Annotated in this window: 13 protein-coding genes; 2 read left to right on the top strand and 11 right to left on the bottom strand. The window is 73.3% G+C overall.

Annotated features, from left to right (window positions below; genetic code table 11):
- Positions 1–2 precede the first annotated feature (2 nt).
- The 4 genes from IE295_RS00360 to IE295_RS00345 form a co-directional block, all read right to left on the bottom strand.
- Positions 3–260, bottom strand: a complete 258-nt coding sequence (locus tag IE295_RS00360) for a hypothetical protein (protein WP_190061358.1) — start codon at positions 258–260, stop codon at positions 3–5.
- A gap of 125 nt (positions 261–385) precedes the next feature.
- Positions 386–1,981 carry a monocarboxylic acid transporter gene (locus tag IE295_RS00355; protein WP_190061357.1) on the bottom strand — a complete coding sequence of 532 codons (1,596 nt, stop codon included), beginning with the start codon at positions 1,979–1,981 and terminating at the stop codon, positions 386–388.
- The gene (locus IE295_RS00350; RefSeq protein WP_224322926.1) at positions 1,978–2,442 is read right to left on the bottom strand and encodes a DUF485 domain-containing protein; all 465 of its coding nucleotides are present in this window, start codon (positions 2,440–2,442) and stop codon (positions 1,978–1,980) included. The genes IE295_RS00355 and IE295_RS00350 overlap by 4 nt, the downstream gene beginning before the upstream one ends.
- Positions 2,443–2,591: 149 nt before the next feature.
- Positions 2,592–4,712, bottom strand: coding sequence for a DNA gyrase/topoisomerase IV subunit B (locus IE295_RS00345; protein ID WP_190061355.1), 2,121 nt, complete (start codon positions 4,710–4,712; stop codon positions 2,592–2,594).
- Positions 4,713–5,145: 433 nt separating this feature from the next.
- Here IE295_RS00345 and IE295_RS00340 point away from each other — a divergent pair, with 433 nt between their 5' ends.
- A complete protein-coding gene (locus tag IE295_RS00340) occupies positions 5,146–5,376 on the top strand; it encodes a DUF7455 domain-containing protein (protein WP_071961820.1) in 231 nt (76 codons plus the stop codon).
- A 151-nt stretch (positions 5,377–5,527) separates the two neighbouring features.
- Here IE295_RS00340 and IE295_RS00335 read toward each other — a convergent pair whose 3' ends face one another.
- The 7 genes from IE295_RS00335 to IE295_RS00305 all read right to left on the bottom strand — a co-directional run bounded on the left by IE295_RS00335 (position 5,528) and on the right by IE295_RS00305 (position 16,076).
- A complete protein-coding gene (locus tag IE295_RS00335; RefSeq protein ID WP_190061354.1) occupies positions 5,528–6,466 on the bottom strand; it encodes a S1 family peptidase in 939 nt (312 codons plus the stop codon).
- 171 nt (positions 6,467–6,637) lie between these two features.
- Entirely contained in the window at positions 6,638–8,200 is a 1,563-nt protein-coding gene (locus IE295_RS00330) for an RNA polymerase sigma factor (RefSeq protein ID WP_268255676.1), read from the bottom strand.
- A gap of 385 nt (positions 8,201–8,585) precedes the next feature.
- On the bottom strand, positions 8,586–9,524 hold the full coding sequence (locus IE295_RS00325) for a FadR/GntR family transcriptional regulator (RefSeq protein ID WP_308013096.1): 939 nt from the start codon (positions 9,522–9,524) through the stop codon (positions 8,586–8,588).
- 175 nt (positions 9,525–9,699) lie between these two features.
- A complete protein-coding gene (locus tag IE295_RS00320) occupies positions 9,700–11,496 on the bottom strand; it encodes an ABC transporter ATP-binding protein (RefSeq protein ID WP_190061351.1) in 1,797 nt (598 codons plus the stop codon).
- A gap of 136 nt (positions 11,497–11,632) precedes the next feature.
- Positions 11,633–12,394: an NUDIX hydrolase gene (locus IE295_RS00315; protein ID WP_190061350.1), complete on the bottom strand. Its 762-nt coding sequence runs from the start codon at positions 12,392–12,394 to the stop codon at positions 11,633–11,635.
- A gap of 89 nt (positions 12,395–12,483) precedes the next feature.
- Positions 12,484–14,520 carry a glycogen debranching N-terminal domain-containing protein gene (locus IE295_RS00310; RefSeq protein ID WP_190061349.1) on the bottom strand — a complete coding sequence of 679 codons (2,037 nt, stop codon included), beginning with the start codon at positions 14,518–14,520 and terminating at the stop codon, positions 12,484–12,486.
- Between the two features lie 110 nt (positions 14,521–14,630).
- Positions 14,631–16,076, bottom strand: coding sequence for a DUF4192 domain-containing protein (locus IE295_RS00305; RefSeq protein WP_190061348.1), 1,446 nt, complete (start codon positions 16,074–16,076; stop codon positions 14,631–14,633).
- 159 nt (positions 16,077–16,235) lie between these two features.
- Between IE295_RS00305 and IE295_RS00300 the strand changes: the two genes are divergently transcribed.
- Positions 16,236–18,401, top strand: coding sequence for a RecQ family ATP-dependent DNA helicase (locus IE295_RS00300; RefSeq protein WP_190061347.1), 2,166 nt, complete (start codon positions 16,236–16,238; stop codon positions 18,399–18,401).
- Positions 18,402–18,544: the final 143 nt, after the last annotated feature.

Raw genomic sequence — 18,544 nt, 5'->3', positions numbered from 1 at the left:
GATCAGATCCGCGCGCAGGAGAGGATCTTCAGGTTGCGCTGACAGGCGTAGACGTGGGCGAAGCACTCGTTGGTGAATCTTCCGATGAAGCCGTTGGAGAATCTGCAGACGACCGGGTCGTAGTCGGCCGTGCAGACGGACGGGCACTCCTGGGCCACCGGAGCCGGCGCCGTCGGCGCGGCCGCGGCGGGCGCGCTGAAGGTCAGGCCCGCCGCGCCGGCCAGCAGCAGGGAGGCGAGTGGTGCGACGAACGTGCGCATGGGAACACTCCTTCGCTCGCGTGTGCCCCACGTCTATCAGCGGCCGTCCCCCGCCGTAAGCCGGTGGGCGCTCTTCCGCCCGGACCGAATCGGCCGACTTCCGCCCGGCCGCGGACCGTAGGCGCTCACGCCGCCCCCGCGCCGGTCAGCGCCCGCACCTCGGTCCGCGCGTGGGCCGCCGGGTCGGCGGGGACGGGCGAGAGCCGTGTGCCGAGCCAGCCGGCGAGGAAACCGGCGGGGACGGAGACCAGGCCGGGGTTCTCCAGGGGGAAGAGCGCGAAGTCCAGGCCGGGGAAGATCGCGCCGGGGGCCCCGGAGACCACTGGCGAGAGGACGACGAGGAGCACGGCCGGAACCAGCCCGCCGTAGACCGACCAGACCGCGCCGCGGGTGGTGAAGCGCCGCCAGAAGAGCGAATAGAGCAGCACGGGGAGGTTCGCGGAGGCCGCGACGGCGAAGGCGAGGCCCACGAGGAAGGCGACGTTGAGGTGCTGTGCGAGGAGCCCGAGCCCGATGGCGACCGCTCCGGTGCCGGCCGCGGCGACGCGGGCGACCGCCACCTCGCCGTGCGCCCCGCGCGCTCCGCGGCGGCTCAGTGAGGCGTAGAGGTCGTGGGCCACCGAGGCGGAGGAGGCGAGGGTGACCCCGGCGACGACGGCCAGGATGGTGGCGAACGCCACGGCCGCGACCACGGCGAAGAGGATCGTTCCTCCGGTGGACCCCGCGCCGCCGCCCAGGTCGAGGGAGAGCAGGGGGACGGCGGTGTTGCCGGCGGAGCCGGCGGCCCGCACGGCGTCGCCGCCCAGCACGGCGGCCGCGCCGAAGCCGAGCACGATGGTCATCAGGTAGAAGCCGCCGATGAGACCGATGGCCCAGACGACCGAGCGGCGGGCGGCGCGGGCGGTCGGCACGGTGTAGAAGCGCGAGAGGATGTGCGGCAGCCCCGCGGTACCCAGGACGAGGGCGAGGCCGAGGCTGATGAAGTCCAGCCGGGAGGTGAGGTCGCGGCCGTACTTCAGGCCGGGCGCCAGGAAGTCGCGGCCGTGACCGCTGCGGTCGGCGGCCGTGGTCAGCAGGGCCGAGAGGTCGCCGTGGAAGCGGACCAGGACGAGCACGGTCAGGGTGATCGTGCCGCCCATGAGCAGCACGGCCTTGACGATCTGGATCCAGGTGGTCGCCCGCATCCCGCCGAGCGTGACGTAGAGGACCATCAGCGCCCCGACGCCGACGACGGTCCAGCCGCGCGCCCGGTCCCCGGTGCCGCCCAGCAGGAGTGCCACCAGGCTGCCCGCGCCGACCATCTGGGCGACGAGGTAGAGCACGGAGACGGTGACGGAGGAGACGCCGGAGGCGATGCGGACCGGGCGTTCGCGCAGCCGGGCGACGAGGACGTCGGCGAGGGTGAAGCGGCCGCAGTTGCGGACGAGTTCGGCGACGAGGAAGAGCACGACCAGCCAGGCCACGAGGAAGCCGACGGAGTAGAGCATGCCGTCGTAGCCGTAGAGGGCGATGAGGCCGGAGATGCCGAGGAAGGAGGCGGCGGACATGTAGTCACCGGCGATGGCGAAACCGTTCTCCAGGGGAGAGAACAGCCGTCCGCCCGCGTAGAACTCCTCCGCCGACCCCCGGCGTTCGCGTCCGGCCCAGGTGGCGATGGCCAGCGTGACGACCACGAAGACGCTGAACAGCACCAGTGCCGAGGTCTGGTGAGGGCCCGTCACCGCAGGCTCTCCCGCTCCGGGGTGCCCGCCGTGAGCGCGAGCCGCTCCGGACGGCCGGCAGGCAGCGTCTCCAGCGTGACCGCCCAGCGCAGCTCCATGGCGGCCGGGTCCCGGCGCAGCCGCGCGTGACGGGCGTACGCCCAGGTCAGCAGGAAGGTGGTGGCGAACTGGGCGAGCCCGGCCACCATCGCCACGTTGACCGCGCCGGCCACGGGCCGGGCCATCAGGCCCGGCGCCAGCGTCGCCGCCAGCACGTAGGCCAGGTACCAGCCGAGGAAGGCGGCGGTGGCGGGGAGGACGAACCGGCGGTAGCGGCGCCGCACTTCCCGGAAGGCGGGGCTGCGGTGGACCTCGTCGTAGATGCCGCCCGCCGCGTCGCGTACGGGCGCGGTCCCGGCCGCCGCCGTCGGCGCGCCGCTCCGCTGAACCGTTACGGCAGCGCGGCCGTCGCTCTCGTCCACAGAACACTCCTCGGTCGCCGACCCGGTTGGCCGCGTGCCCAAGAATGGACAGACCGAGAAGATCCGGCCCCGCTCACAGCGGGACGTTCACCCCATCAGGTGAACAGCGCAGGGGCCGGACCCGGGACGTGCCCGGGCCCGGCGCGCCGTCAGGCGTCGATGCGGGAGCGGTCCAGCGTGGCGGCCGAGTTGGTGATGAACTCCTTGCGCGGGGCGACCTCGTTGCCCATCAGCAGGTCGAAGGCGCGCTCCGCGGCCTCCAGGTCGCTGATGTTGATCCGGCGCAGGGTGCGGTGGCGGGGGTCCATCGTGGTCTCCGCGAGCTGGTCGGCGTCCATCTCGCCCAGGCCCTTGTAGCGCTGGATGCCCTCCTTGTACCGGACGCCCTTGCGCTCCAGCTCCAGCAGCGTCTGGCGCAGCTCGCTGTCGGAGTAGGTGTAGATGTACTTGTCCTGGCCCTTCTTCGGGTGGGTGAGCTCCACCCGGTGCAGCGGGGGCACCGCCGAGAAGACCCGGCCCTCCTCCACCATCGGCCGCATGTAGCGCTGGAAGAGCGTGAGCAGCAGACAGCGGATGTGGGCGCCGTCCACGTCGGCGTCGGCGAGGAAGATCACCTTGCCGTACCGCGCGGCGTCGATGTCGAAGGTCCGGCCGGACCCGGCTCCTATCACCTGGATGATCGCGCCGCACTCGGCGTTCTTGAGCATGTCCGAGACCGACGACTTCTGGACATTGAGGATCTTGCCGCGGATCGGCAGCAGCGCCTGGAATTCGGAGTTCCGCGCCAGCTTCGCGGTGCCCAGCGCCGAGTCGCCCTCGACGATGAACAGCTCGCTGCGCTCGACGTCGTCGCTGCGGCAGTCGGCGAGCTTGGCGGGCAGCGAGGAGGACTCGAGCGCGGTCTTCCGGCGCTGGGCCTCCTTGTGCTGCCGGGCGGCGATGCGCGTCCGGGCGGCCGCGACGACCTTCTCCAGCACGGCCCTGGCCTGCTGCTTCGCGTCCCGCTTGGTGGAGGTCAGGAACGCCTTGAGCTCCTTGGCCACCACATTGGCCACGATCCGGGAGGCCGCCGAGGTGCCCAGGACCTCCTTGGTCTGCCCCTCGAACTGCGGCTCGGCCAGCCGCACGGTCACGACCGCGGTGAGCCCCTCCATGGCGTCGTCCTTGACGACGTCGTCCTCGGCGACCCGCAGCAGCTTGGCCGAGCGCAGCGCCTCGTTGACGGTCTTGGTGATCGACCGCTCGAATCCGGCCACGTGCGTGCCGCCCTTGGGGGTGGCGATGATGTTGACGAAGGACTTCACCGTGGAGTCGTAGCCGGTGCCCCAGCGCAGGGCGATGTCCACGCCGAGCTCACGCGTGACCTCGGTGGGCGTCATGTGGCCGCGGTCGTCGAGGACCGGCACGGTCTCCTTGAAGGTGCCCTGCCCGGACAGCCGCAGCACGTCGCAGACGCCCTTGTCCTGGGCGAGGTACTCGCAGAACTCGCTGATGCCGCCGTCGTAGTGGAAGGTCTCCTCGGTGGGCTCCCCGCCGTCGATGCCCCGCTCGTCGCGGACGACGATCGTCAGCCCCGGCACCAGGAAGGCGGTCTGCCGGGCCCGTCCGTAGAGGGTCTCCAGCGAGAGCTTGGCGTCCTTGAGGAAGATCTGGCGGTCGGCCCAGTAGCGCACCCGGGTGCCGGTGCGGGTCTTGGGCACCTTCTTGCCCTTGAGCAGACCGTTGGCGGGGTCGAAGGGGGCCTCGGGGCCGGACTCGGTGAAGATGCCGGGGACGCCCCGGCGGAAGCTGATCGCGTGGGTGCGGCTGTTGCGGTCGACCTCGACGTCCAGGCGCGCGGAGAGGGCGTTGACGACGGAGGCGCCGACGCCGTGCAGACCGCCGGAGGCGGCGTACGAGCCGCCGCCGAACTTGCCGCCGGCGTGCAGCTTGGTCATCACGACCTCGACGCCCGACAGCCCGGTCTTGGGCTCCACGTCCACGGGGATGCCCCGGCCGTTGTCCCGCACCTCCACCGAGGCGTCGTCGTGGAGGATCACCTCGATGCGGTCGCAGTAGCCGCCGAGGGCCTCGTCGACGGAGTTGTCGATGATCTCCCAGAGGCAGTGCATCAGGCCGCGGCTGTCGGTCGAGCCGATGTACATGCCCGGCCGTTTGCGGACGGCTTCGAGACCCTCGAGGACGAGCAGGTGCCGCGCGGTGTAGTTGGATCCGTCCCGGTCTGCCCCGGTCAGCAACGCAGTGGACGGCACGGACGTATCGGCGGTCACGCGGTTCGCTCCTCGCTGAATTTCTGTCTGGCCCGAGTTCGGGCACATGGGTGGCTCGTTCGCCGTTCAGAGGGTACCGAGGCCTGGTAGAGCCTTTGTGCCGCGACCCTTGAGAACAACCATGCTAATCGAGAGTCGATCAGATGTTCGATACCTCGATGGAGTGACATGCACATCACGTTCCCTTCGAGGCATGAACCATTTAGGCTCCGGGCACGTCCTCAAGAACAACCCGGCAAGCCGGCCGGGGAGGACGACAGCCCCCAGCGACGTGAAACCGTAAGCCAACGCAATACGGCTCATTCGCCGCCAAACGTCAAGATCCGGCCCACTCGGAAGGAACTTTCGAGGAAAAGCCACGAGCGGGAACGTTTTCGGCCTGGTTGGATGTTGACCCTGGTACGACAGCTCGTCGAGCTAGAGAAGAGGCGACGTGACTACTGTTCTGACCCCCGCGAGCCCGCTGACGGCCGCAGACCGCTGCGACCGGTGCGGCGCTCAGGCTTACCTGCGCGTCGTTCTCATGAGCGGCGGTGAACTGCTCTTCTGCGCCCACCACGGTCGCAAGTTCGAGCCAGAACTCAAGAAGATCGCCGCGGAAATACAGGACGAGACGGAGCGGCTCACGGCCGTCCCGGCGTCCGCGTCCGACGAGGACCGCTGAGTCCCCGGTCGAACGCCGACCCATCGCATCCACGACGAGCGAGGTCCCGCCGCCCAGGGCGGGACAGCCGCGGGCGGCTCCCCCCGAGGGGGAGGCCGCCCGCTCTCGTACCCGCATCCGGTTGCCGGTACCGCCGTGGCGGTCGCCGCTCTCACCGCGCCACCAGGCCCGGGCGCGGCGCCGGTGACGGCGCGGGAACGGTCTGCGGCGCGGGCGGTGAGGCGGGCGGGGCCGCCGGAGGCGGCAGTTTCGCCGGAGGGACGTTCTCGGGCAGGGGTTCGGCACTGTGGGCCCGAACCATGGCCGCGACCGCGGAGATGCGCGTGTAGACCCCTGGATGGCCCGGCTGGGCGCAGCCGCTCCCCCAGGACACCAGGCCCACCAGCCGTCCCCGGGCCACCAGAGGCCCTCCGCTGTCCCCCTGGCACCCGTCACGGCCGCCCATCCGCAGCCCCGCGCAGAGCATCGTCTCCGGGCTGTACGTGCCCTCCGGGCCGCCCGGATAGGCCTTGCGGCACAGCGCGTCCTCCAGTACGAGCACGCGCGCGGCCCGCAGCGTCTGCGAGTACGAGCCGTGGCCTGTCGTGTCGCCCCAGCCGTAGACCCCCGCGGCCGTGCCCGGCTCGTAGGCCGGGTCGCCCTGCGGTGCCATGCCCAGCGGACGGCTGCCCGGCAGTTGCTCCGCCAGAGTGAGGACGGCCACGTCGCCGGCGTTGGTCTCCATGTTGAACTCGGGATTCACCCACGTGGACCGCAGCGGCACCTCCACGCCCCCGGAGCCGCGCATGTCGGCGCGCCCGGCGATCACCCGCAGGTCCTTGGCCTCGGCCGGGTCCACGCCCAGGACCTCCCGGCTCAGGCAGTGGGCGGCCGTCACGATCGTCCTGGGCCCCACCACGACCCCGCCGCAGAACTGGCCGGACCGCACGTCCCCGAACCGCTCCCGGCTCCCCAGGGCCACCATCCAGGGCACGTCGGACACCTTCACGGCCACGCCCCCGACCACCCTGTGATCCCCCGCCCGCACCGGGGCGGGCGCCGCGAGCAGCAGCACGACCGCTCCGACGAGCAGGTACCTCAGGGCGCGCATACGGATTCTCCCCACGCAGTGGAGTGCTGAGCCTACCCAGCGTCACACCGTGCGTCCGGGAGCGCATCCGGAAAGCCGCCGGGCCCGGCCCCTCCGAGAGGAGGAACCGGGCCCGGCGGTGAAGCGGTCGGAGCTGGTCCGGGTAGTCGGATCCAGTCCGGGTGGTCGGACCTAGTCCAGGTAGTCGCGCAGGACCTGCGAGCGCGACGGGTGACGCAGCTTGGACATCGTCTTGGACTCGATCTGACGGATGCGCTCACGCGTCACGCCGTAGACCTTGCCGATCTCGTCGAGGGTCTTCGGCTGACCGTCGGTGAGACCGAAGCGCATGGAGACCACACCGGCCTCGCGCTCGCTGAGCGTGTCCAGGACGGAGTGCAGCTGCTCCTGCAGGAGCGTGAAGCTGACCGCGTCGGCCGGCACGACGGCCTCGGAGTCCTCGATGAGGTCACCGAACTCGCTGTCGCCGTCCTCGCCCAGCGGGGTGTGCAGGGAGATCGGCTCGCGGCCGTACTTCTGGACCTCGATGACCTTCTCCGGGGTCATGTCGAGCTCCTTGGCCAGCTCCTCCGGGGTGGGCTCGCGGCCCAGGTCCTGGAGCATCTGGCGCTGGACGCGCGCGAGCTTGTTGATGACCTCGACCATGTGCACCGGGATACGGATGGTGCGGGCCTGGTCGGCCATCGCGCGCGTGATCGCCTGGCGGATCCACCAGGTCGCGTACGTGGAGAACTTGTAGCCCTTGGTGTAGTCGAACTTCTCCACGGCGCGGATCAGACCGAGGTTGCCCTCCTGGATGAGGTCCAGGAAGAGCATGCCGCGACCGGTGTAGCGCTTGGCCAGGGAGACCACCAGACGGAGGTTGGCCTCCAGGAGGTGGTTCTTGGCGCGCCGGCCGTCCTCGGCGATGATCTCCAGCTCGCGCTTGAGCTTCGGGGCCAGCTTGTCGGAGTTCGCCAGCTTGTCCTCGGCGAACAGACCGGCCTCGATGCGCTTGGCGAGCTCGACCTCCTGCTCGGCGTTGAGCAGGGGGACCTTGCCGATCTGCTTCAGGTAGTCCTTGACCGGGTCGGCAGTGGCACCGGCGACCGCGACCTGCTGCGCGGGAGCGTCGTCCTCGTCCTCGTCGGACAGGACGAAGCCCTTGGTCTCGCCGCTCTCGTCCTCGTCGTCACCCTTGCCCGGGGTGGGGGTCTCGTCGAGGAGCTCGTCGTCGAGAAGCTCGTCGGAGTCCTTCTTGGCGGCGGTCTTCTTGGCCGCCGTCTTCTTCGCGGTGGTCTTCTTGGCCACCGCCTTCTTCGCCACGGCCTTCTTGGCCGCGGTCTTCTTGGCGGGCGCCACGGCCTCGTCGGCCTCGCCGTCGTACGCGCCCTGGGCGGACGCCGAGGACGTCGTGGACGCCGAGGAAGACGACTGCCGCGCCGTGACCGTCTTGGAGGAGACGGCCTTGGTGGCGGTGCGCTTCGCCGGGCTCTTCGCTGCGACGCTCTTGCGGGTGCGCTTGGGCGCCTCTGCGGCACTGACCATCAGCGTCACACCCTCCTCGTCGAGGACCTGGTTGAGGCTGCGCAGAACGTTCTTCCACTGGGTTGGCGGAATCTGGTCAGCCTCGAAGGCCCGACGCACGTCGTCGCCGGCGATCTGCCCCTCGGCCTTTCCCTGCTCGATGAGCGCCATCAGAGACTCGGATTCGGCGATCTCCGGCGGGAGCGTACGGGATGTGCTGGCCGACACGAACAACCTCTCGGAACGATGGAAACGGCTTCCGGACCCGGGCCCCTGTGACGGGCGACCGGCTCCGACGACCGCCGGCAATGGATGAACCGACGGCGCGGGCGATAGTGCAGAGCAACACAGCACCTCGAGCGAGGCCTGTATTCCCTCCGCGGCTACCACCTCTTTAGTCATCGCGCTGCCTCAAGGAGCGTTACGCCCAATCCCCGTGGCCCGAGTCACACCACATAGCGGGCGAAGACAGATGAAGCGGACAGATCACCGCTGCGGCCGTCGCGCACGGCCGTGCGGAACGGCCCGTCCGGCTCGCGCGTACGGCCGCACGCGCGCGCTGGACGAGCGGTCCCGCACGAACCGCCCCCGAGTCCTGCGATCCCGCCCGCGCTCAGTGCTCGCGCGGGGCGGGCACCACTCGCTCGACCTCGGGGTGGGCGATGAGCAGCTGCCGCATGGCCGCCTCCGCCCCGGTGCCGTCACCGGCTCCGACGGCGTCGACGATCCGCAGGTGCAGGCCGACACCCGCCTCGGTGGGGCGGTCACAGCCGCCGGCCGAGGCCCCGGAGACGTGCAGGGCGGCGGAGACGATGCCGGACAGGTGCTCCAGCATGCGGTTGCCCGCGACCTGCAGCAGCAGGGAGTGGAACTCGGCGTCGGCGCGCGCGAAGGTGAGGGAGTCACCCTGGGCCAGGGCGTGGCCCATGATCTCGGCCATGTCGGCGAGCCGCTGCTGGACGTCCTCGCGGCCGTGACCGGCGGCGAGCCGGGCGGCCAGCGGCTCGATGGTCCAGCGCAGCTCGCACAGCTCCCGGCGCTGGTCCTCTCGCTGTGGCCCGAAGGCCCGCCATTCGATGATGTCCGGGTCGAGGAGGTTCCAGTCGCTGACCGGCCGGACCCGGGTGCCGACGTTGGGGCGGGCGCTGACCAGGCCCTTGGCCTCGAGGACGCGCAGGGATTCACGGACGACGGTGCGGGAGACCTCGAAGCGCTGTCCGATCTCCTCGGGGACCAGCGGGCGGTCGGCCCCCAGGTCGCCGGAGACGATCATCTGGCCCAGCTGCTGCACGAGCTGGCCGTGCAGCCCTCGGCCCCGGCTGCCGGCGGCGCGGCGGCCGGCCCGGCTCAGCTCCGTCTCGCCGTCCCAGGTGGGCACGGCGCCGCGGTCGGCCCCGGAGGCCTCCGCGTAGGAGTAGCGGTCTAGCTCGCCCGGACCGGCGAGGCCGGAGTCGGCGGGACGAGCCGCGGTCATCATGGTGTGCGCAAGGGTACTCACGCTTCCTTTGTCGGCGACACCTCGAAGCCCCTTGAGGTCTTTGGTGAAAAGCACACGAAAGGGTGATCGCCCATTACCTCACAATTGACGCCCAAACGGACAGAAAAGGGCACCGTACGAGGCGGGGCAACTGCGGAGCGTGACGGTAATGGGATTTCTCCTGCGCCCCCTCCAGGCTGATTGTCACTCTGCGTTCCCTCGTGTCCGGCATGGCGCAATAGCACAGCCATCACCTCGGGCGGCCACGGAAGACCGTCAGGACGTAGGCCCCGAGCAGTCCCGTCAGACAGAGGGCGAGCGCCCAGCCGATCGGCTGGGACATCAGCCGCAGCGCCGCCGAGACGCCCTGGTCGAGTCCGGCCGGCCACTGCACCACGGCGGCCGAGCGCAGCCGTTCCGGAAGCCCGATCAGCGACCGGGCGGCCGGCTGGGAGAGCACGCCGCCCAGGACGGGGACCACCACCGTCGGCACCGCCAGCACCGCCACCAGCCCCAGGGCCGTGGACCGGAACAGGCCCGCGGCGAGCAGGCCCGCCCAGGCGCAGCCCAGGCCGAGCCCGGCCGACCCGGCGAGCATCGTGATCCAGCCCGGGGGCGGGAGGGCGACGGATCCGCCGAAGAGCAGCCGGAGCGCGGCACCGTCGAGGGCGATGGCCGTGAGGGCGAGGAGAAGGGCGGCGGCGGCCGTGACCGCGAGCTTGGCCCCGAGGAGGCCGAGCCGGCGGGGCACGGTGCCCTGGTCGGGGGCGAGCGCGGGATAGCGGAACTCCTGGCCGAAGGCCAGCGCCCCGAGCAGCCCCGCCCCGAAGGCGGCCGGTGGCAGGGGCAGCCACGAGGGCCAGCCGGTGAGCAGGCGCAGGTCCGCGGCGGCGCCGGTGCGGGCGAGGAGCACGGAGGCGAGCAGGGAGGCGAAGAGGGCGACCGCGGCCACCGTCCAGCCGGTGCGCACGCCCATGGCCCGGCGCAGTTCGTAGCGCAGGGGCCAGACGGGCCCGGGGGCCGGGAGGGGAGGATGCGGCCGGGGCGGGGCGCCCGCCGCGATCGCCTCGGCGGCCTCGGAGCCGACGGCCTCCGAGTCGGGGGCCTCTGAGCCGGGGGCCTCGCCCCGGCCGTCGGCGCGCTGGAGCGGGGTGACGGGCCCGGTGTCGGCGACCTCCTCCACCAGGCGGTGGACCAGGATGCCGTGGCGGTAGGCGGCCTCCCCCACGGCGGCACAACTGCTGCCGTAGACACAGATCCGGCTGCCGCCCTCGTGCACCACCTCCACGGGGGGCGCGCCCGCCGTCTCGTGCGCCGTGTCGGCCTCGGCGGCGAGCACGTGGGCGAGGCGGTTGGCCAGGGGCGACTGGACGGCGACGCGGGGCCGCAGCCGGGAACCGGCGAACGCCGCGGCCTCCTGGTCGGCGATCAGGCGGCCCTGGTCGATGGTGACGACCTGGTCGGCCAGCCGCGCCGCTTCGATGGGGTCGCCGGAGGTGACGAGGACGGCGCCGCCCTGGGCGGCGTAGCCGCGCAGCAACCCGTGCAGCCAGGCCGTCTCGCGGGGCGAGAGGTCGCGGGCGGGCTCGTCGAGCACGAGCGTGTGGGGGTCACCGAGGAGCGCGGCGGCGACGCCGAGGCGTCGGTCCATGCCGAGCGAGAAGTCACCGAGGCGCTGGTCGGCGAGGCCGCTGAGGCCGACGACGTCGAGCACCTCGTCGGCGCGTTCGGCGGGGACCCCGGCGGCGGCGCTGAGCATGCGGAGGTGGCCGCGAGCGGTGCGGCCGGGGTGGCCCGGGACGTCGCCGAGGAGGACGCCGATCTCGCGGGTGGGGTGGGGGATCCGGTCGAGGGCGCGGCCGCGGAAGAGCGTGACGCCGCGGCCCGGCTCGAGCCGCAGCATCAGCCGCAGGGCGGCGGTCTTGCCCGCTCCGGGGGCGCCGAGCAGGGCGGTGACGCGCCCCGGGCGCGCCTCGAAGGTGAGGTCGTCGACGGCGGGGGTCTGGTTGCGGCGGGGGACGCTGGTGAGTCCGATGGCCTGGATCATGGCTTCACTCGCGGGACGGCGGGACCGTACCGCAGCACCGTAACCCGATATGTCCTATTTGCTACGCAACGTAGGCCTCTTCCATCACGCGTGTCCCGCCGGTGCGCGAGCGAGCCCGGCGCCTCCGCCCTGGCCGCTAGGCCTCGGGCCGCAGCATGGGCGGGTTGAGGAGCGTGGCGCCGCCGGCCCGGAAGAGCTGCGCGGGGCGGCCGCCCTGGCGTGTCGTGGTCCCTCCCGTGGGCACCAGGAAGCCGGGGGTGCCGGTGACCTTGCGGTGGAAGTTCCGGGGGTCCAGGGCCACGCCCCACACCGCCTCGTAGACCCGCCGCAACTCGCCGACGGTGAACTCCGGAGGGCAGAAGGCGGTGGCGAGGGACGAGTACTCGATCTTGGACCGGGCCCGCTCCACCCCGTCCGCGAGGATGCGGGCGTGGTCGAAGGCGAGCGGAGCCTCCTGCTCGCCGTCGCGGCCGTACCCCGCCTCCTGGTCCAGCAGGTCCTCCACGGGCGCCCAGCGCACGCTGCGCGCGTCGCCGCCGGGGCGCGGGGCGGGCAGGTCCGGCGCCAGCACGAGGTGGGCGACGCTGACCACCCGCATCCGGGGATCGCGCTTGGGATCGCCGTAGGTGGCGAGCTGTTCGAGGTGGGCGTCGCCCGCCACCACCGGGCCATCCGGGTCGTGCGCCTGCAGGCCCGTCTCCTCGGCGAGCTCACGCGCCGCCGCCGTCGCCAGGTCCTCGTCGCCCCGTACGAATCCGCCGGGCAGGGCCCACCGGCCCTGGTACGGCGGCTCACCGCGGCGGACGACCAGCGCGCACAACGCGTGGCGCCGCACGGTGAGCACGACCAGGTCGACGGTGACAGCGAAGGGCGGGAAGGCCGACGGGTCGTAGGGCATGACGCGATCATAGTCGTCTGCCTGACGATAAACAGGAGCTTGTCCGACGCCCGTCGACAGCTCGCCGGGCAGTCGGGCGCACACCACGCTCACACCCCCAACTGCAGGCCGTCGGCAGCCTCCTCGACCATGCCCAGCCCCAGCCTGCTGACGCGTACGGCGAACGGCTGGTCGGCGACGCGGAGACCGGTCAGCCGCAGTTCGCCCAGCGGAGCGCTGCGCGGCGGCCGTACGGCCACGCTGCCGGCGGGCACGTCCGGGCGTATGCCGGCCAGCGAGGTCAGCAGCTGCACCGCCCCCGCCGCCGCGACGGCCGCCGGCCTGCAGGCCGCCGGGTGCGGCAACGGAGCACTGCCGGTGGTGCGCTGCTCCCCCGCGTACATCTCCGGCAGCCGGTGGCCGAAGGTCTCGGCGGCGTCGAGCACTCCCCACAGCAGGCTCTGCGCCTCGTTCTCGTAGCCGGCGGCGAAGAGGCCGGCCACCGCGACGGCCGTCTCATGGACCCGGACGGCTCCGCTGCGGTGCCCGAAGGGATTGTGCCCCGGCTCCTTCGCGCCCAGGCTGCGCAGGCCCCAGCCGGAATCGAGGGCGGGCCCGCCGAACAGCCGGGCGAGCTGCTCGGTCCGGACCGCGTCGAGCAGCCCCGGGGCGTGGCCGCCCGCCCCGAGCAGGCCGGTGTCCAGCAGGTGCGCGGCGGCGGATCCCAGGTGCGGTATCCGGCGGCCGTCGGGGGCCACGGCGGCCAGGGGACGGCCGCCGGCCATGTCGTCGGCCCAGAAGTCCTCCCGGAAGCGGCGCCGCAGGGCGCCCGCCCACTCCCGCAGCCCCTCCGCGCCGGGCCGACCGTGCGCCTCGAGGAGGTCCGCGCCGAGCAGCGCGGCCCGGTGGGCGTGGGCCTGGACCTCGCAGCGGTACGGACCCGCCGGGGCCGGATCCGCCAGGTACTCCCCGTCCCCGACGGCCGTCCTCAGCCAGTCCAGGCACCGTTCGGCCGCGGGCAGCAGCGAACGGGTCTCCTGCTCCGCCAGCCCCCACCGCCGGGCCTCGGCCAGGACCACGGGGAAGAGCAGCGTCGCCTCGACCCCCGTGCAGCCGGGCGGCAGATGCGCTCCCGAGTGACGCAGCGCGCCGGGGATCAGCCCGCGGTCGGGGCCGGGTCCGGGCATCTGCGTGCGGGCCAGCGCGCGCAGCGTCCCGGCGGCCAGCCGCACGCCCAGGGGCAGCATCATGCGCGCCGCCCACAGCGCCTCGGCGGGCGAGAGGTGCCCGCAGCGCCAGGGGATGCCCCCGGCGAGATGGACCTCGCCCGGGTGGGCGGGGTCGCGCACCAGCAGTGCCCGCAGGTCCTCGAGGCTCGCCGCCAGCAACGCGGCGGCCCGGGGATCGTCCCCGTCGGCCTCGGCGTCGCCCCAGGGCGGCGCGGCGCTGCCGCCCTGGGCGGGCTCGGGCCCGCGCGGCCTGCCGGGCCGCTCGGCCCGGACCCGCAGCTCGACACTCCGGGAACCGCCCGGCGGCAGATCCATCTCCCAGCAGAGCAGGCCGGCCGAGGCCAGGACGTCCCCCGGCGCGGGGTCGGCACTGACGACCGCCCGCAGTCCGGGCGCCGACCAGCGCAGCCCGGAGCCGTGCACGGCGGCCGGGATCTCCGGCCCGGCCTGTCCTGCGGCGACGGCGCCCAGCTCGGCGAGATCGGTGCCCAGGGACACCTCGAGCACGAGCCGAAGCTCCCGGACGGCCGCGCTGCGCAGGGTGATGCGCTCGACGCCGGTGGCATCGCGCAGCCGTTCCACGGTGACGGCCGGATCGGGCCCGGCGTCGGCGGCGGTCCGTACGGTGCCGACGAAGCGGGCCCGGTCCGCCGCGAGCATCCGGCCCTGCACGGGCACCGGCTCGATCCCGCCCACCCGCACCCGGCACCGGGCGAGCAGTCTGCGTCCGCCGCGGTAGAAGCCGTCCAGCCCTCCTCCGGTGAGCTGCCCCTGGGTGCCGGAGATCGCGAGAGCGGGTAGTGCGACGCAGATCAGCGCCTCGTGCACGGGCCGCGGTCCCTGGGCCCGGCCGGGGGCGGTGCGCTGTGGCGGGACGGGGCGGCTGAGCGAAGGACCGTTGGGCGCAATGCCTCGCATCTGTCTGCTCCCTTGGGCATCGCGGACCTGGATGACCGACAACGAGTGAGGGCCACTCAGGTGAACGTCGGCGGGCTGGGCGAGGTCACGGTGGCCGGCCCGGAGTCGGCTCACTGCCGCCCCCGCACGCCCCGCTGCCCGGCGCGGCGGCGCGTACGCGCCTTCCCGGCGGGCCCCTTCACTCCCGCCGGACCGCTCGCACCCCCCGGCCGGGAGGGGCCGCCCGGCCCTGGGGAGGCGGCGCCCGCGGCGGGAACGACGGAGGCGGGGCCGGCCGGGCCGGCCTCCTCCAGGCCGTCATCCGGCTCGCCCGCTCCGGCCATCGCCCCGGTCATCGCCACGGCGTCCGTGCCGGTGTCCGTCCCGGTCCCCGCGGCCGGGGGCGCACCGCGGCCACGGCGCTCGCCGCGCAGGCAGCGGCGCAGGGGCTCCGGGTCCATGCCGTCGTTGCAGGCCCGGTGGAGGAGCTGGGCGAAGAGGTACTCGGGGTCGGCGGCCAGGGCCTGGCTCAGGGCGATCCGCGCCTCCGGCTGGTCGCCGGTGGACCACGCCACCCAGCCGGCGAGGGTGAGCGGCGCGGCCGCGTGCTCGGTGTACGGCGGCACGCAGCGCCGGGCGAGGGCGCGCCAGACGCGCAGCACCGCCGCCGCCCGCGGGCCCTCCATCCATTCCGCCGCCCGGTCGCGGGTGACGCGGTCCTGGAGGCCCAGGACGATGGCCGCCGCCTCGTCGCCGGCGAGGAGCGCGTCGTCCCGGGCATCGGCCTCCGCCGGCACGGCGAGCGGCGGCGCCGCGTGGAACCGCTCCACGACCAGGTCCGCGAGGTCCAGCGTCTCGCGGCGCAGGATCGCGCCTCCCGTGCCGCCCAGGATCCGGGGGATGAGGTCGGCGGCCGCGGCGTCGAGGGCGGACTCCTGCTCCCGGGCGCGTTCGCCGACGAGCGGGGCGTAGCGGGCCTCCATCTCGCGCAGCGTCCCGCGCACCTGGATCCCCGCGTAGGCGGCGGCCGCCGCCATCACCGAGGTGCCCGGGAGGGCCAGGAGCGTGCCCTCGGCCGGGCAGCAGCGCTCGTCGGGGCAGCAGTAGGACCAGAACCGGCCGTCGGACAGGCACAGTGCTTCGTACACGGGCACGTCGAGCCCTCCGCAGGCGAGGCGCAGGCTCTGGGCGAGCGGGCGAAGGCGTTCCATCACCTCGCGTCCGCTCTCCCCCGTCCTGGGGTCCTGGCACAGGAACAGGACGATGCCGTCGGGGCGCGCACCCCTCTTGACGCATCCGGCGACGAGGGTCTCGGCGAGCTGGTCGCTGACCTCGGGCCACTCCTCGCTGTTGCGCGGAATGCCGAGCCTGAGCCGCCCGCCGAAGCGTCCGCGCTCGCCGTGCAGGGCCAGGAGCACGACGCTGTCAGTTGGATGAAAGCCCATCAGGTAAGGCAGGGCGTCGGCCAGTTCGGCCGGGCTGCGGAGGGTGATCTGCGTTTCGGTCCGGGCGTCCCACGCGGGGGACGGGGCGGCGGAGGAGGCGGACGGGCGGGCTGATTCATCGCGCTGGGTCATGGCCCGAGAGTCCCGTGGTTCCGCCCGGGCCCGCCAGGCCTGTGGATAACTCCGGAATGATGGTCTTACCAATCCTGTGGACAATGCCGCCCGCCGGGTTTTCCACAGGCCGCGGCCGCCCATTCGCGCTTTGTCAGTGCCCTCGTGTTGCATGGGGGCATGACCAACGAAGCCCTCCGCACCTCGGCAGACCATGTCCTCGCCCGTCTCGTCGGGGACACCACGGGCACGGCGAAGCTGCGCGAGGACCAGTGGCGCGCGATCGAGGCCCTCGTCGCCGACCGGCGCCGGGCGCTGGTCGTCCAGCGCACCGGCTGGGGCAAGTCGGCGGTGTACTTCGTCGCCACCGCGCTGCTGCGCGAGCGCGGCAGCGGTCCCACGGTGATCGTCTCCCCGCTCCTGGCGCTCATGCGCAACCAGGTGGAGGCGGCCGCGCGCGCGGGCATCCACGCGCGCACGATCAACTCCTCCAACACCGAGGAGTGGGACACGGTCCAGGCCGAGGTCGCCGCGGGCGAGGTCGATGTGCTGCTGGTGAGCCCCGAGCGGCTCAACAATCCCGATTTCCGCGATCAGGTCCTGCCCAAGCTGGCCGCCGCCACCGGGCTCCTGGTCGTCGACGAGGCGCACTGCATCTCCGACTGGGGCCATGACTTCCGGCCCGACTACCGCCGGCTGCGCACGATGCTGGCCGACCTGCCGCCGGGCGTGCCCGTGCTCGCCACGACCGCCACGGCCAACGCGCGCGTCACCGCCGACGTCGCCGAGCAGCTGGGCACGGGCGAGGGAGCGGAGCAGGCGCTCGTCCTGCGCGGGCCGCTGGACCGGGAGAGCCTCAGCCTGAGCGTGCTGAGCCTGCCCGACGCCGCCCACCGGCTGGCCTGGCTCGCCGACAACCTCGACGAGCTGCCGGGCTCCGGCATCATCTACACCCTGACCGTCGCCGCGGCCGAGGAGGTCACGGCGTTCCTGCGCCGGCGCGGGCACACCGTGGCCCCGTACACCGGCAAGACGGAGAACGCCGACCGGCAGCAGGCCGAGGAGGACCTCCTCGCGAACCGGGTCAAGGCGCTGGTCGCGACGTCCGCGCTGGGCATGGGCTTCGACAAGCCGGACCTCGGTTTCGTGGTCCACCTCGGCTCGCCCTCCTCCCCCATCGCCTACTACCAGCAGGTGGGCCGGGCGGGCCGTGGCGTGCGGCACGCCGAGGTGCTGCTGCTGCCCGGCCGCGAGGACGAGGCGATCTGGAAGTACTTCGCCTCGCTGGCCTTCCCGCCGGAGGAGCAGGTCCGGCGCACGCTGGACGTGCTGGCCGCCGCGGACCGGCCCCTGTCCCTGCCCGCCCTGGAGCCGCAGGTGGAGCTGCGCCGCTCGCGCCTGGAGACCATGCTCAAGGTCCTCGACGTCGACGGCGCGGTGCACCGGGTGCGCGGCGGCTGGACGGCGACGGGCGCGCCGTGGGTCTACGACGCCGAGCGGTACGCCTGGGTCGCCCGGCAGCGCGAGGCCGAGCAGCAGGCGATGCGCGAATACGCCACGACCACGCGATGCCGCATGGAGTTCCTGCGGCGGCAGCTGGACGACGAGCAGGCGGTTCCCTGCGGGCGGTGCGACAACTGCGCGGGGCCCCGGTTCACCGCCGAGGTGTCCTCCGGGGCGCTGGACGCCTCCCGGGGAGAGCTGGGCCGTCCGGGTGTGGAGGTGGAGCCGCGGCGGATGTGGCCGACCGGCATGCCCGCGGTCGGCGTGGACCTCAAGGGCCGCATTCCCGCCGGCGAGCAGGCCGCTCCCGGCCGGGCGCTCGGGCGGCTGTCGGACATCGGCTGGGGCAATCGCCTGCGGCCCCTGCTGGCACCGCAGGCACCGGACTCAGAGATTCCGGATGATGTCGCGGACGCCGTGGTGACCGTGCTCGCCGACTGGGCGCGCGGGCCCGGCGGTTGGGCGTCGGGAGCACCCGGAGCGCCGGCCCGCCCGGTGGGCGTCGTCACCGTCGCCTCCCGCACCCGGCCACGGCTGATCCACTCCCTCGGCGAACGCATCGCGTCGGTCGGCCGCATGCCGCTCCTGGGCACCGTCGAGTACGGGGACCGGGAGACGGAGACCCGCGCGCCGCGCACCAACAGCGCGCAGCGCCTGAAGGTCCTGGACGGGGCCCTCACCGTTCCTCCCGCCCTCGCGCAGGCGCTGGCCTCGGCCAAGGGGCCGGTGCTGCTCGTGGACGATCTGGCCGACACCGGCTGGACGCTCGCGGTAGCCGCCCGAATGCTGCGACGCCACGGTGCGCAGGAGGTGTTTCCGCTGGTCCTGGCTGTCCAGGGGTGAGGTGGGGGCGGGGTGCGTCCGGGGCCGGGCGGAATGTGGAGGGCCGACCGTCGGATACCGGTCACTGGCGTCAATTGATCGTTGCCGCAGGGCCGGTGGGGCCGGGAGAATCGACGTGGTCCCCCGCTCGCGCCCGTCTCCGG

The sequence above is a fragment of the Streptomyces griseocarneus genome (assembly GCF_014655595.1).
In the GTDB taxonomy this organism is placed as follows: Bacteria; Actinomycetota; Actinomycetes; order Streptomycetales; family Streptomycetaceae; genus Streptomyces; species Streptomyces griseocarneus.
This window is presented reverse-complemented; position numbering and strand designations above follow the sequence as displayed.